At 41.5% G+C, this 15383-nt stretch carries 11 protein-coding genes; 6 read left to right on the top strand and 5 right to left on the bottom strand.

The genetic code is table 11. The features are described 5' to 3' along the window. Positions 1 to 5 precede the first annotated feature (5 nt). The 3 genes from U2P91_RS00620 to U2P91_RS00610 form a co-directional block, all read right to left on the bottom strand. Positions 6 to 2966, bottom strand: a complete 2961-nt coding sequence (locus U2P91_RS00620; protein WP_322518738.1) for a type III restriction-modification system endonuclease — start codon at positions 2964 to 2966, stop codon at positions 6 to 8. Between the two features lie 13 nt (positions 2967 to 2979). Beyond that, complete coding sequence (locus tag U2P91_RS00615) at positions 2980 to 5031, bottom strand: site-specific DNA-methyltransferase (RefSeq protein WP_322518737.1); 2052 nt, start codon at positions 5029 to 5031, stop codon at positions 2980 to 2982. Between the two features lie 121 nt (positions 5032 to 5152). Continuing rightward, on the bottom strand, positions 5153 to 6247 hold the full coding sequence (locus U2P91_RS00610) for a hypothetical protein (RefSeq protein WP_322518736.1): 1095 nt from the start codon (positions 6245 to 6247) through the stop codon (positions 5153 to 5155). 300 nt (positions 6248 to 6547) lie between these two features. Between U2P91_RS00610 and U2P91_RS00605 the strand changes: the two genes are divergently transcribed. The 6 genes from U2P91_RS00605 (at position 6548) to U2P91_RS00580 (ending at position 12874) form a co-directional block, all read left to right on the top strand. Beyond that, positions 6548 to 6724, top strand: coding sequence for an excisionase family DNA-binding protein (locus U2P91_RS00605; RefSeq protein WP_322518735.1), 177 nt, complete (start codon positions 6548 to 6550; stop codon positions 6722 to 6724). A 35-nt stretch (positions 6725 to 6759) separates the two neighbouring features. Beyond that, positions 6760 to 9048, top strand: coding sequence for a phage/plasmid primase, P4 family (locus U2P91_RS00600; protein ID WP_322518734.1), 2289 nt, complete (start codon positions 6760 to 6762; stop codon positions 9046 to 9048). Between the two features lie 400 nt (positions 9049 to 9448). Then, positions 9449 to 9760 carry a hypothetical protein gene (locus U2P91_RS00595; protein WP_322518733.1) on the top strand — a complete coding sequence of 104 codons (312 nt, stop codon included), beginning with the start codon at positions 9449 to 9451 and terminating at the stop codon, positions 9758 to 9760. A gap of 13 nt (positions 9761 to 9773) precedes the next feature. After that, the gene (locus tag U2P91_RS00590) at positions 9774 to 10724 is read left to right on the top strand and encodes a phage major capsid protein (protein ID WP_322518732.1); all 951 of its coding nucleotides are present in this window, start codon (positions 9774 to 9776) and stop codon (positions 10722 to 10724) included. 240 nt (positions 10725 to 10964) lie between these two features. Further along, positions 10965 to 11126: a transposon-encoded TnpW family protein gene (locus U2P91_RS00585; RefSeq protein WP_322518731.1), complete on the top strand. Its 162-nt coding sequence runs from the start codon at positions 10965 to 10967 to the stop codon at positions 11124 to 11126. 77 nt (positions 11127 to 11203) lie between these two features. After that, complete coding sequence (locus tag U2P91_RS00580) at positions 11204 to 12874, top strand: recombinase family protein (protein WP_322518730.1); 1671 nt, start codon at positions 11204 to 11206, stop codon at positions 12872 to 12874. 102 nt (positions 12875 to 12976) lie between these two features. Here the strand turns inward: U2P91_RS00580 and U2P91_RS00575 are convergent, their stop codons facing one another. Beyond that, the gene (locus U2P91_RS00575; RefSeq protein ID WP_111887239.1) at positions 12977 to 14095 is read right to left on the bottom strand and encodes an Ldh family oxidoreductase; all 1119 of its coding nucleotides are present in this window, start codon (positions 14093 to 14095) and stop codon (positions 12977 to 12979) included. A 26-nt stretch (positions 14096 to 14121) separates the two neighbouring features. After that, complete coding sequence (locus U2P91_RS00570) at positions 14122 to 15240, bottom strand: alanine/ornithine racemase family PLP-dependent enzyme (RefSeq protein ID WP_322518729.1); 1119 nt, start codon at positions 15238 to 15240, stop codon at positions 14122 to 14124. Positions 15241 to 15383: the final 143 nt, after the last annotated feature.

Here is a 15383-nt window from a genome sequence, read left to right as displayed (position 1 = left end):
TCGCATTATGTATTTATTACTTCTTCGATTATTTGTTTAACTTTTTTATTACTTAACTGTGTATGGAATGAGACCATATAACCATCAATGGTTAACTGCTTAAAGAATGCCTCAGCACATTTAATTTTGGCATTTTCTATACCTCGTAGAGTAGATTTGTTTTCTACAAGTTTAGTCTCAACTACAATATTTAATTCTTTAGTACCATCGCTTTTTTTCACCACGTACATAAAATCAGGGCTGTAGTTTTCTCCAACAATTGTAGGAATGGAAATACTCGATTTTGGAATTTTACCGTATACCACGACCTCATCAATTCCTGTTCCTGTCATCAAAATATTGTCTTTTTCCAATGGTGAATCAAAAGCGATCTTGTCATATAGATATTTCTCTGAAGGAGTGCCCTCAACAAACATAGTGCCGATAGTTCCCTGTTTTATCATTTCTCTAGGAGACCCATCTTTATAAGTTAATGCAGTTCCATTAACAGGTTGTGTCGAACGAGCATAGCGAAATCTAGTCTGTGTTTCTTGAATTCGCCAATCTGTAAAACTCCGAATAATATTAGCAGCTGAATAATCATTTATATGTTCTGGAAGTACTGTTTTTTCTGCAGCCAATTTGCACATGGCATCATGAATGACCGTAATCGGAATACTTGTTTGACTATTGATTCTTTTGATAAATTCATGATACGCTAACGGTTTCTTTAAAGAATAGGAAACTCCAGAAACTTCCTGCAAGCACATCTTTTTACCATCAGTGGTCATTTCATCCCGTTGGCTATAAACAGTTATATTTCCAAATACATCATTTTTCCTAAGTATGTCATGCAACGCTTGTGTTATTTCATATTCCAAATCCGATTCATAAAAAAGATAGTATTTTTGATTAATTGTTTCCCAAAGTTCTTTAAGCTCAGGATATACAGCTTTTCTGATTTTAATTTGCTGTGATTTGTTCTTATTATTATCGGTTACCTTGTTGCTATTTACACCGCTTGTAAACTCTGGATACTCAGCAAAGAAAGCATCTCTATTCTCAGAACGAATTTCGTAATTCCTGTTTATATACTTTTTGAGTAACAACTCAGTAAACAAGTCATCTGGATCAACATCTCTTGCTTTTGCAACTTTATCCAAATCATCAGTGTTCAATACTAATGTTATTGGTAATTCACCGTTGATTTCGTCAACTAATTTTTGTGCAAAATCAGCTTCTGTAAAATCCACGATATAATTTAGCTTAAACTCTTCATTGGATATACGGTTTCCGTTTTCATCAACTGGAAGGCGCAATCCTCGTCCTACTTCTTGTAGCTTACTGTTTTCACTGCCACTTGAACGCAATTTTGCAATGGTAAACACATTAGGATTATCCCATCCTTCTTTCAACGTCCACTTAGAAAATAAGAATCTCCTTGTGTTGTATGTTCCGTCTTCATTATAAAGAGATATTAGCCCCTTCTTATTATGAAGAATCTCATCAACTTCCTGGGCTATTGCCTCATCAGAATCATTATTGTCCTGTGAAAAATATCCTGCATGGCAGGCACTTATATTTGCAGCACTGGCTTTTAAATATTCTCTGTATTCATTCTCGCTGTCCGGCAATTCCCCTATCAATGAATTCAGCCTTTCAAGTAGCAAGCGTTCAAACATTTCTTTGAGGTACGGCATCTTGCCGTCATCAGATTCTCTATAGGAGGCAATATCATCAATAAAGAATAACACCAGTGTTTTTATCTTGAACTGCCGGCCGGAGAAATTCTGACGTTCCGTTTCGAAGTGACGCTGAATTGCCAATTTTACCATCTGCTCCTGATATGAAGAAGAGTAAATATCAGTATTGAATTCTTCACCCATAAATTTCACCTGCCCGTTGGTAAGCTCAATAAAATTCTTTCCAATAGCTGAGATAGTAATTCCTTCGAATACCGGGTCTATGATAGATAAGGAATCACCACTTGAAAGCGTGAATGTTTTTGTATCTACGTCACGTTTTTTGAAATGAAAAGTGGCCGAAGTCTTGGATACAACGGTTGTTAATTTTACTTTTTCTTCTTTCTGTGAAAGTGGCTCGAAATGTTCCTTTGCCACCCCCTTTATTAAGTTCTGATTAAAAGAGTCACAGGCACTTAATTCATACACTAGATTATTTAAATCTTTGTAGGTGACCTTATTGCGCCCACGACCCTCCGACACTTCTGGAAATGTTGCACCGAAGCGAATAATCATCTGAGGCTGTAATTCTTCAGCAATAGCTTTATAAGCTTTTTGGTCTCTTGCAAACCTATGTGGTTCATCAATAATGACAATTGATTTTGTAGCCTTGAGGGCATCAAATGGTCTATAAAAACCCTCTACAAGATAATCATAATCGGAACGAGTGAGCATATTACCATTGGTCAGTAAGTGCATATTAACGAGTAACACGTAAATTTTATTTGCATTCTGGCAAGAACCGGTTACGAAATCACGAATTGGGGAAGGCATAGCAAGAAAGCCTTTTTTCCTTTGCTTTGCGCTTTCCAATAGACCTAATTCAATATCACAGTTGTACCCGCAAGCATCGGAAAAATGATGTTTTACATAGCTATCAGATATAAATTGCTTTGTGCCTGCCTTTATTGCTAAAGAGGGAACAGCAATAATAAACTTATTAAAGCCATATTGTTTATGCATCTCATAGATCGTTTGAGTATACACATAGGTCTTTCCCGTTCCAGTCTCCATTTTTACATCAAGATTAAGGTATTCACCTTCATCACGACGACCACGGTAATCGCCACGGATATTATTTTGTATTTCCATAATATTATGGATCAAGCGAAGGTCTTTATTGTCAAAGGTAGGATTCTCATATGCAAGAAGCGGTTTTGTGATTCCCACGCCTTCAAATGCAGAAACCAAAGTATCAACAGCTTTCTGCTGATGTGCTAATTCTCTTTCTAGTATTAGTTCCAAAATCCGTACCTCCTTAGTATCTGATGTCGAGATTGATTTTTAAGTTTTTCTCTGAATCACGGAGTATTTTGACATTCGTCTTTAAATTCTCCATCTCAACATAGTTAAAACTGTATCCGAAAAGAATTAAATTTTGCGGATTAAAGCTCCCCTGTGAATTATATTTTTCTACGAGAGCCTTAATTGCATCTTCAGTCAAGCCAGGATTTATGAAATACAAATGATTACGGCACCAATATGCAGCATAACCTGCAAAGTCAACCCTCTCCATATCATTGTTAAATCCGTATCCATCACGCACAAGCCATGTTGTCAAAACAGTTTTGGCCCCAAATTCGTCGTACACCGTTGTATCGGTAACAAATCCGCTGTTATCAAAGGTCTCCATCTTATCTAATGTTGCCGGGTTCACTTCTTGTAATGTGTAGTGTTTAAAACCGAGGTCAGCAGTAGTGTCAGGGTATTTTTCTTTAATGTTCTTTGAAGCTCGAAGAATTCGTTCCTGTCCAACTTCATCAAGAGAATGCCTTTTACCTATTGAATCTAAAAAATCAAGAACCTTCTGTACTTTTGGCTTTTCTGTTTTTGCGGTCAGTTCTAATTTATGATCAAGGTCTTCTGGTAATTGAATAGCTATTATTTTTCGATTGCCATTATCTACTGCATTCAGTGTCATTAGAGCCTCTGTTGAAGTTGCAGAACCAGAGAAAAAGTCAACAAAAATCGCATTACTATCTCCACCGATTTGCATTACTTTCTTTAGCAAATAAGTTGGCTTTGGAAAATCAAATGCATCTGCCATTTCATAAACACCCAGTTCCTTAGAACCTTGCTCCGTAATAACACCTGTTTCTTCCCAAATATCATCATCTTCATCAGCCAAATCACCGACTAAATTATCTTCATACCAAATGGTTTTTGCCTTATAAGTTCCTTTTCTATATTTTTCATAGCATCCATATTCTCCAGTTGATTTCAATTTTGCAACAACATCACTATCCATTGAGGATTCCGGGATATTATTGTTATTGAATTTAGTTTGACCCCAACGCCAACAACTTTCTCCGCCTTCGCTGTTATATGGTAATATTTCTACGTTAAAATCCTCATTCTTTTCGAGTGATACTGGGTAATATCCGCAATTATCTTTTTTATTAGGATTCGCATATATTGGATAGAATAAATTCGCACGATTGAAACGACCAAATTTAGGATTCCTATTTCTAAGTTCTCGTTCTTCAAATTCACCAATATTATCTTGTTTGTTAAATGAACCAGCACCCTTTTGTAGCTCATTAAGGATGACATTTTCGTTTTTTATATAAACTAGCAAATACTCATGGGTTTTTGCTAATTGCTTGTATGTTTGACCTCTCTTATTAGACTGTACTATGATGCAAGCGATAAAATTATTTTCGCCAAAAATATCATCACACAAAAGCTTTAAATTATCCTTCTCATTATCATCAATTGAAATAAATATTACACCATTATCATTCATCAAATCCCTTGCCAACTGCAATCGAGGATACATAAACATGAGCCATGCCGAATGAGAAGCACTACCTCTTTGTGTTAAGTCAAGAATACGCTGTGCTTGATCTTCATCAATGCTTAATTTAGTAACAAGATCATCGACCGTAAAATTAAATTTATCATTATATATAAAGCCGTCTGAACCAGTGTTGTACGGTGGGTCAATATAGATACACTTAACCTGTCCTGCATAGGATTTTAGCAGGTGTTTCAAACCATCAAGGTTGTCACCACTAATATAAATATTTTCACTATTTAAATTTTCCGGAAGTGAATTATGGGCATCATCAGGCACTACAACTGTTTCAGTATCCAGTGACGCAAGCATTTTTGCGTAGCTTTTTCCGAGGAATTTCAATTCATATCCCTCATGTGAAATATCAATTTTATCTTTCAAATATTCTGAAAAGCGAACCATATCAAACGATCCATCTGCTCTAAAGCATGATGGAAAGGTTTCTTTTAAAACCGTTATTTCTTTTTGGTTAAGGGTCACCCTTTCATTAGCGGCTATTACATCTTTTATCATTATCTTTCCCTCCATCTTGCATCCCATCGGGTACAAATTCTAAAATATCATCAACCTTGCTTGTCTAAGACTCTGCAAATGGTTTCTATGCTCTCCAAAGACACATAGCTTTTGGTCTATTTTAATTCTTATTCTTAATTTTTGTTTCTGCCAACCTTTTATTAGCACGATATTTCCGCTGCCTTGCTGCATTATGTGCCCTTTGGCATTCGACTTTTTTACAGTAAAGTTGACGATTGTTATCACGAATGAAAGCTTCTGCACAGTGCAAGCAGGTAATGAGCGCACCTTCTTTTAGTTCCCTTGTTCGTCCGCCTTCTTCCGGTGGGCCGAAGTCAACAATCATACGAGCAAGAGTGTACCAACAAATATCAAAGACAGAATGAACATCGGCAGCAAAGACTACTTGATTATTCCTCGGATTGATTTTCAATCTCATGTGAAAATCCGGTATCATATCCATCAACTGATCCCGTAGTTCCTCATAATAGTCGAATGGCTCACGAGCAAACCAAGTAACCTCTTTATGCTCTTGATGTTTTGACTTTTTCCGCTCAGCAATCATTTCATCAAGCAATTGCTGAGAAGTGATATCTGCTTTTTTTAACGTGTGTTCTTGAAAGCATTCTTCACGCTTATATTTTTCAAAATACGGCAGACCTTCAAAGAACTTGCCTTCTTGTGCTAATTCAAAAGCGTCGTCACCGTCACCTGCACATACCTTTTTTAACGCAAAATAAAACTGTGTGGCTATATAGAAGCTTTCAAGGTCACGCATAAAATTGGCGAGACTGAACAAAGACTCCCTCTCAATCATTTCACCATCATCTGCAATGTCAAACTGTTTATCTGCCATCAAGGAATAGACCGTATCGATATAGTACGGATGGGCAACACCCTTACAGAATTCAATAACCAAATCAACATACGACGTTTTTTCCGAAAAGTCGTTTATTTTCCTGCCCAAATTATATAATTCCCGGAACAATTCCTTTCCGGAGAATCCGTTTGTCTTATCTAAATCCGGTTCCAGACCTTTATAGACGATCGGTTTTAGGTACGATGATTCGCCGGCACCTTCTTCAAATTCATAATCTTTAAATCTGAATGTATGGTATATCAACTGACCGATACCGCCAACATCCCCAAAGCCGATGACATCAGAAGTGTTGTCAGCTTTTGATTCGATATAATTTCCCATCCCATCGTATGGCATAAGTGACACCTCCGTAACATTAAGAGTAACATTTGGTTTTTTGCTTTCTGTTATATCATACAGTACAATGACATTAAATACAAGAGCAAATTGTAAAACGCCTTGTTTTGGGGTTCATTGACAACTAAATAGTCCGCCCGCAAATAATACTTTTGCAGTACTGCCGCCACGATGGTAAAAACCGGAGCGCACCAACTGACATTGCATACGAGGAGACCACGAACAGGTGGCTACCTTAGGAATGATAGCGAATGGTGGATGTAGAAACCAAAACAAATATCAGATCAGGAGGAAAGAGCAATGGAAAAAACAACCATGAGTGTGCAGGAGTTGTCGGCCCAGATGGGCATAAGTTTACCGAAAGCCTACGAACTCGCAAAATCGCCGGGATTCCCAACTATACGAATTGGCACGAGGATTTTAATTCCGGTTGATGCCTATAAGGAATGGCTACTCAAAAACGCAGCACACAGATAATGAAACAAAAATTTTATGGGGAGGAGGTGAACGAGATGAAAAATGCAATGCTGGAACTGATGGACAAGAAGATATGGTTTCTCTGGCGTAAGGAAATGGACGGTGACCGTATCAATAAAATTCCCTTTTCTGCCAGTGGCGGTGCGACTGGTACAAATGAAAAGTACCGGCATACGTGGGTAACTTACGACGAAGCCGACACCGCGATGAAAAAACTAAGTGCTGCCGGTGTCGGCTTTGTAATACCGCTGGGTTACTTCTTTCTTGACATTGACCACAAGCCTATCACAGACCCATTCGTGCAGGTGTTGCTTGAACGTTTTAATGCCTATACCGAGCGTTCCGTCAGCGGCGGCGGTATCCATATTTACGGCAAATGCAATTTGGACAAATTGCCAACATATAAAGATAAAAACAGCAATCTCAGACTGGATAAAGCCTTTTATATGAAAAATCCAAATAATCACTTGGAATTGTATGTCGGTGGTCTGACAAATCGCTTCGCAGCTTTTACTGGTGATGTGATTTTAAATGAGCCGCTTAGAGAAAGCACTGCTGCGGTTCTACTTACTCTCGATAAAAATATGCGAAAAGCGGAGAAAACAAAATACAGTGAAAAACGTGACGGTGACCGCGCCAGCTTTGATATTGTCTGTAATCTCCGCAAACAGAAAAACGGCGAGAAGTTCAAAAAACTATATGATGATGGCGATATCTCCGGGTATGGCTCGCCGTCAGAAGCAGATGCTGCGTTATGTGCCTTGATCGCCTTTCGCACCGGGCCTGATCCTGCCGCTATTGATGATATTTTCCGCAGCTCTGCTCTTTATCGCGAAAAATGGGAGCGCGATGATTACAGAGAGGCTACCATCGCTACCGGGATTGAAGCCTGTCATGGCACTTTCCATCAATCCAAGATGGATCATCCGCATTTTATCAAGTTTAACGAGCCGACCGGCGAAGCTTATGTCAGTGTACCGCTCCTTGCAAAGTACGTGCGAGAACACCTCTGCTATGCGCTTGTAAGGGATAACGGCAAGCAGGGTCTTATGAAATATGTCTATGAAAATGGCTGCTATCGGCTTTATGCCGACAATATGCTGATGGGCATTATCAAACAGTACATTGCCGATTATGATGAAGAACTTGTCAAAATGGGAAAGGTCAATGAAACCCTGCAGCATATCACCACCGATCTGAATTATGTCAGTCAGGAGGATTTGAATGCCGATGAGGATTTGATTAATTTCAGCAATGGTTTACTCCGCATCACTGAGAATGATGTCATTCTTGTGCCACATAGCCCGGAAATCCTCTCTACGATACAAATCCCATGTAATTGGACGGGAACAGAAATGCCCACACTGGTGTTTGACCGCTATATGCATACCCTCACGGGCGGCGATAGGGCCATTGAGCAACTGCTCCTTGAGTTTATCGGTGTATGCATTTCCAACATCAAAGGGTGGAGGCTGAAAAAGGCACTTTTTCTTGTTGGCGATGGTGATACCGGCAAATCTCAGTTAAAGAGCCTTGTCGAACGCTTGCTGGGTAAAGGAAATTTTATCGGCATTGACCTTAAAGAAATGGAAGCCCGATTCGGCACCGGCGCAGTTTACGGCACCCGCCTTGCTGGTAGCTCAGATATGAGCTTTCTGTCAGTAGATGAACTGAAAACCTTTAAGAAAATTACTGGCGGCGACAGCCTGTATGCCGAATTCAAAGGGCAACAAGCTTTTGAGTTTACCTATAACGGTCTACTCTGGTTTTGCATGAACAGACTGCCCAAATTTGGCGGTGATGATGGCAAATGGGTCTATGACCGCATTATGGTAGTCCGTTGTCTTAACGTCATTCCAAAAAACAAGCAGGATAAAACGCTCCTTGACAAAATGTATGCCGAGCGTGATGGTATCGTCTATAAGGCGATTAAGGCTCTGCAACAGGTTATTGTCAACGGCTACCGGTTCTCCGAACCAGGCATCGTCAGCCTCGCACGAGAAAAATATATGATGGAAAACAATACGGTCATCTCCTTTTATGAGGAGTGTTTGGGTGAATGGCCAGATGGAAAAATAAACAGGCACTGCACCACTGGCCGCATCTACAAGGTTTATCAAGGCTGGTGCCGCGAAAACAATAACGGCTTTTCAAAAACAGCAAAGGAGTTTCGGGAGGCTCTTGCTTCATACCTGGGAGCAGATTACGCCACAATCACCACCCGGCAGAATGGCAATACCTACTACCGGGATTATTCGCTCACATTCGAAGCAAAAGCGCAGTTTTCAAGGGAATATGGTTATGACGAGACTGAATTCTTATAAAAATGGTAGCAGTAGTAGCAGTACCGGTAGCAGTAAAAAACACAACTGCTACCACGTGAAATGCCCACAGAACTGGCTTTCAAGGTTATTGGTAGCAGTTGTAGCAGTTCTTTTCACTTCTTGGCAAAATTTCTTAAAAGTTGGTAAAGAAGAATAAAAGGATGTAAAGATTATCTGGTGTGTGGATATTAAAACGCCCAGTACTGCTACTTCTGCTACCAACCCCTCGAAAACGGTGATATAACAAGCTTTTTTGCAGTAGCAGCAGCCAAAAACACTGCTACCAGTTCTGCTACCACTGCTACTAAATTTAAATGCGAAGGAGGATCGGAAAAAGACGGTTCATAAAAAATGTTTCAGAAAAAGACCCCACAACAATAATTCTAGGAGGAATTCAAACATGGCAAACTATCCACTTATAAAAATGAACAAAGAAGGAACGCTCCTTCGACCGCAACACTCATATTACTCTGATGAATATGCAGCGAATTGGTGTGATTTATTCCTTGCTGATTGCATCACAGCGGATCGGCAAGGAAAACTGCACAAGTATTATCGTCTTCATGCAAAACAGGATCATACTATGGAAATGGCTTTTGCTTACGATATTCATTGCCCGGATTGCAAAAGTGCTATGCTTAAGCCAATCAGTGCACCAATCAATTATAACGAACTGGGGCTTTACCGATGCCCTGTTTGTGACAAGAAATAAGGAGGAACAACTTATGAGCACTTACACTGAAAGATTACCTTTTACCGGTTCTCCGGAATATGACAAACATTTTTGGAATGCAATGCGTGGCCATGACAGCAGTTACGATAAACTCGCAAAGGGTCTCAGCGCCGGAACCAGTCTGTATACAATGCCCAATACATCGGATAATAAATATATGGCTGCCCTTGAAAAAGAAAGCCTGTTTCGTACTATCGGTACGGTCATAAAGGCTTACGGCTCCGGCTACCGTATCTTTGCAAAGGACAGTAGTGATCTTGCCCAATGGGTAGCGGAAAATGAAGCCATCCCTATTTATGACGGCCTTGAAGATTTCACTATCAGTACCGTAAACAGTTGGAAACTGGCTGCTCTGGTAAAAATGGATGATGCCTTTATCCGTGATGTCAGCTTCAATCTTGAAAACCATCTAATAAATCGTTTTGCCAGAAACTTCGGCAGGGCCGAGGATAATGCCTTTATCAACGGCAACGGAAATGAAATGCCCACAGGGATTCTAAATGCCACCGGTGGAGCGGAAGTCGCTGCGACTATTGATGCAATCAGCTATGACAGTGTTATTGACTTGTACTTCTCGGTAAAGCCGGAGTATCGTAAAAACGGCCTATGGCTCATGAATGATAAAACGGCTCTAGTTCTACGCACCCTTAAGGACAGTGCCGGGAACTACCTCTGGCGCGACAGTGACGATACCATTTTGGGCAAGAAAGTAATCTTCTCCGAATTTATGCCGGATACAGATTCAGGTTCAAAGCCTATCGCTTTCGGTGACTTCAGTTATTACTGGATTATCGGTAGAAGGCCTATCGGTGTTCGCACCCTGTCCGAAAAGTTCGCAACACTCGATCAGCTTGGGTATTTGGCCTATGAGTTCCTTGATGGAAAACTTGTCCGCCCGGAAACCATAAAGGTAATTCAGATGAATACCGAAACCAACGGTTAAAAAAAGTGAAAAGGCACAGTGGAATAGTCTGCTGTGCTTATTTTCTTTAAAAATATGCTTTTTCAAGATACAATTCACACAGCATTTAGCACCATTATATCCATTTTATCGGGATTAAATTTTTAATACCCCCTTTGAAACCGCGAACTTTTACGCGTTACCCCCAACCCGTTGACCAGGTAAAAAGGTACAGAGATCAGACCACCCCCACACCCCCAAAGGCAGAAAGGAGGAATCCCTATGGATGAAAAAACAATCTGTGTTACCCAAAAAGTAATTGGTGACACGCTCTACATTATCGAATCGGCTGTCAGCAGCACTGCCAAAGAAACGGCTTACGACAAGCTAAAACGTATGATCCTAAATGCTCCGGCAAACCTTGTAATAAAAAAAGCTTCTTAGCCCAATTTCAGTTGACTTCTTCGCAGTAGTACGGGAATATAGGGTACCGCTTGAAGACTGTCGGAGAGGAGGTAAACATGAAAAACAGACAGTCATCTACTGCTGTGAAGAATAATGATAAAATAACCGCTCTGTACTGTCGCCTTTCTCGTGATGACGAGTCTCAGGGTGATTCTAACAGCATTAAAAACCAAAAGACTATTTTACAGAAGTACGCCGATGACAACGGTTTTGGAAACACAAAGTTCTTTGTTGATGATGGCTACAGTGGTACGAATTTTGACCGCCCGGACTGGCAGCACCTTATTTCCCAGTTAGAAGAAGGTTCCGTCAGCACCGTCATTGTAAAGGACATGAGCCGTCTCGGTAGAGATTACCTTAAAGTCGGCTACTACACTGAAGTGTTATTTCCCGGTGCTGATATTCGCTTTATCGCCATTAACAACAACGTGGACAGTGCCAATCAGCAGGACAGCGATTTTACGCCGTTCCTTAATATCATCAACGAGTGGTATGCCAAGGATACGAGCAAAAAAATCCGCTCGGTTTTTAAGTCAAAAGGTCAGTCCGGCAAGTCACTGTGCACGAATCTGCCTTATGGTTATATCAAACACCCTGAAGACAAGACCCATTGGATTGTCGATGAAAATGCCGCCAAAGTGGTAAAAGAAGCTTTTCAACTGTGTATACAAGGCTATGGCCCGACACAGATAGCGAAAGAGTTCAGCAAACGCCGGATAATGAATCCGACGGCTCATGCCAAGGCAAATGGAATCAATATTCCAGACAACAGAGGTCATGATGATGATTATATCTGGCGAAGTGCCACTGTTGTTACTATTCTCTCAAGGCAGGAGTATTTAGGACACACGGTTAATTTTAAAACTTATAATAAGTCCTATAAGAATAAAAAGAAAATGAAGAATGACCCCTCAGATTGGCAGATTTTTGAGAATACCCACGAAGCGATTATTGATGCGCCAATATTCGACATCGTGCAAAAAATTCGCGATGGCAGACGCAGGTTTACACCGATGGGTGAAATGCCAATACTTTCCGGTATGCTTTTCTGTGCCGACTGCGGTGCCAAGCTGTACCAAGTGCGTCATCGAGGTTGGGAGCATGACAAGGAGCATTTTGTGTGTGCTACCTACCGAAAGATTAAAGGCGGTTGTAGTTCTCACCAGATACGCAATGTGATCGTTGAGGAATTGCTCCTTGAAGGCATTCGCCGGATAACCGCTTATGCCAGAGACCACGAGGATGAATTTGTGCAGATGGTTACCATGAAAACGAGGAAAGACCTCGATAAAAGTTTGCGTGACGACAAACGGGAATTAGAGCAGTCACTGGCTCGCGTCAGCAAGCTGGATGATATTATTCAAAGGCTCTATGAAGACAATATTGAGGGTAAAATTTCTGATGAGCGTTTTGCCAAGATGACCTTAAACTATGAAGCTGAGCAGCAGACCCTCGAAAGCCGCGTGGCAGAACTGAAATCTACCATGACTGTCAAAAAGGACAGTGCATTGGGTGTTGACCACTTCCTCACTTTGGTGAGAAAGTACACCGATATAAAAGAACTCACAGCCGCAATTATCCGCGAGTTCATTGAAAAAATCTATGTTTACAAAGCAGAGCACGTTGATGGCAGACGAGTCCAGCGTATCAAAATCGTTTATAACTGTATTGGTGGGTTTGAGCCACCGGTTTCTACATCCACCACCGAACAAGAAAAATCGGCATAGCCGGTAATACATACCAAACTATGCCGATATTTTTCCGGGATTAAAAATCCCTAAGACACACCCACTTGACGCCGTTTCTTTTTTGTTATCATCGTTATCTAATTATTTTTCAAATGGGAAGTGGTACTGATCTAAACCCAGCTCCGCCTTGATGTCGAGGATATCTTTAATTAAAGCATCATTGACCGGTGTCCCCTTATCTTTGCGATCCAGCCAGGCATCGTATTCTTTTTCACCAGCAGTGTAGATTCGTTCCTGCCCGGGCATTTTTTCAGAGGCTCGCAGGTCTCTTAAGATATCGCCAGTAATTTTCTTAAAAGATTCTGGCTCGGTAAAGTTCTCAATGTTGATGGCGATAAAGAAATGACCCAGGTGGTAGGGCTGGGCCTTACCGTTGGCATCAAAACCCAGCAGTCCTTTTAAGAAAGAACCACTTTGGAGAGCTGCCGAGAGGATTTCGACAAAGGTGGCATACCCATAACCCTTATAGCCGCCGGTATCTTCGCCGATGCCACCAAGTGGTGTTAAGGCCGCCTCGCCTTTGACTAAATCGATGAGGATCTGTTTGGTATCAGTTCGGCTGTTTCCCTGGCGATCGATGACCCAGCCATCAGGTAGGTCCTTGTTTTCGCGGTCATAGACTTCTATTTTACCCCGTTGGGAAACTGAGGTAGCGCAGTCCAGAACGAAGGGAAAGGGTTCATCACTGGGTACACCAACAGTGATCGGGTTGGTTCCTAACATGTTTTCGACGCCAAAGGTCGGGGCAATAGACGGACGGGCATTGGTGCCGGTCATCCCGATCATGTTGTTTTCGATGGCCATCAGCGGATAGTAGCCAGCGAAACCATAATGAGTGGAATTTCGGACCACGGTCATCCCCATGCCGTAAACCTTGGCTTTATCAATGGCCATTTGCATCGCTTTTTTGGCGATCACATGGCCCATGCCATCGTGGCCATCAATGACGGCAGTGGTGAAGGTGTCTTTGACCACTTCAAATTCAGTTACGGGCTTTTGAATGCCTTGCTTGATCCGGTCATAGTAGATCGGTTTTAAACGGCCGATGCCGTGAGAATCAATACCACGTTTATCGGAACTGATCAATATATCCGCACAGATTTTGGCATCTTCTTCGGGAACCCCGATGCCTTTTAAGGCGTCAGTCATGAATGCTTCTAAAACGTCAAAGGGGATACGATAGTTGGTTTCGTCTTTCATCAATAATTCTCCTTGTTTAATTCTTTTTATTGGGTGATTATAATTTTGTCAACATAGGATGAGGTAGCGGCGTGAAGAGCACCGACGTAGTCGCAGCGTAAGCTGATGATGTCGCCAACCGCATAGGTGGCTTTAGCATCGGTGACGTCGATAACCAGATGGTCGGAACTGGAGCCAACGATGGTTAGTCCGGGAACCACAGGAAAGATGTGGTCGGTGTCAGTGTCCTGACGACCCAGACCACAGATGGCCCGGCGCCGGATTCCCTTGTCCTCAAAGGTGGGGATTTCGCCAAAAGCGTTGCGGCCGATTTCGCCAACCGGATAGGTGGGTTTATCTTGCAGCTCGAGGATTTCCACATCCAGAATAAAAGCATCCTGATGGAGATAATCATAGCAATGATAATAGGCGGATTCCCGGCCAAAGAGAATCACATCTCCCAGCCTGAGATTATTAATTTCGGCGGGCAGGGTTTCATTATCGACCAGATAATAAGCGCTGGAATTACCACCGGAGACGATCTCACAGGGAAGCTGATATTTTTCTTCAAGTATTTTTTTAACCTTGAAAAAAGCCCCGAAAGTCAGGGGAGTAGGAATTGTGGCACCAACGCAGGTGGCGTTGGTGGCGATGCCTCGAAGGTGGATGTTTCCCATGGCCTTAATTTCGCCAAGATCCTGATCGAGCTTTGTAAAAGAGGCTGAAATTAACGCCTCGATTTCAGGACTTACCGAATTGCCATCACCGATAAAGAGTCCTTCACGCAGATCGCCAAGGTCAAGCATATAGAGGATGCCATGGATTTTGCCCTGGGCTTTTGCCGCCTGGTTTAATAGCCGGATGGTTTTTATTTCACTGTTTACTGATAGGGTAGCATAGGCAACAGTAGGATTGACCTCGCTGGGCATGGGGACCCGGATTAGCCATTTTTCACAGGCTAACGGGGCTAGATTTTTAAGATTTTTAATACGGGAATCACCAATCGAAGTGGCACCCCCATCAAGGAAGGCCTGGGCAACTTCTAAGTTTCCGCCACTACATTTGGTGACGGCGGTGACCGCAACATTCATTTTTTTGGTCCGTTTTATTATGGCTTTAGTATTGTCTAATATCTTTTTCTTATTGATTTTAAGTAAGGGATACATAAATGCTCCTTTGTAAGTTTTCTGTGGTACAGTATACCATAAGCGAAAAAAAAGCACAAATCATTGACAGCGGTTCCGCCCTTATTTATAATGAGGAATGAAGATCATTAGGAGACAGGAAAAGTTCGTCCCTTATCGGGGGA

Source organism: Acetobacterium sp. K1/6 (genome assembly GCF_034438075.1).
Taxonomy (GTDB): domain Bacteria; phylum Bacillota; class Clostridia; order Eubacteriales; family Eubacteriaceae; genus Acetobacterium; species Acetobacterium carbinolicum.
Note: the sequence above shows the minus strand (reverse complement) of the source record. Positions and strands in the feature narration are given on the sequence as shown.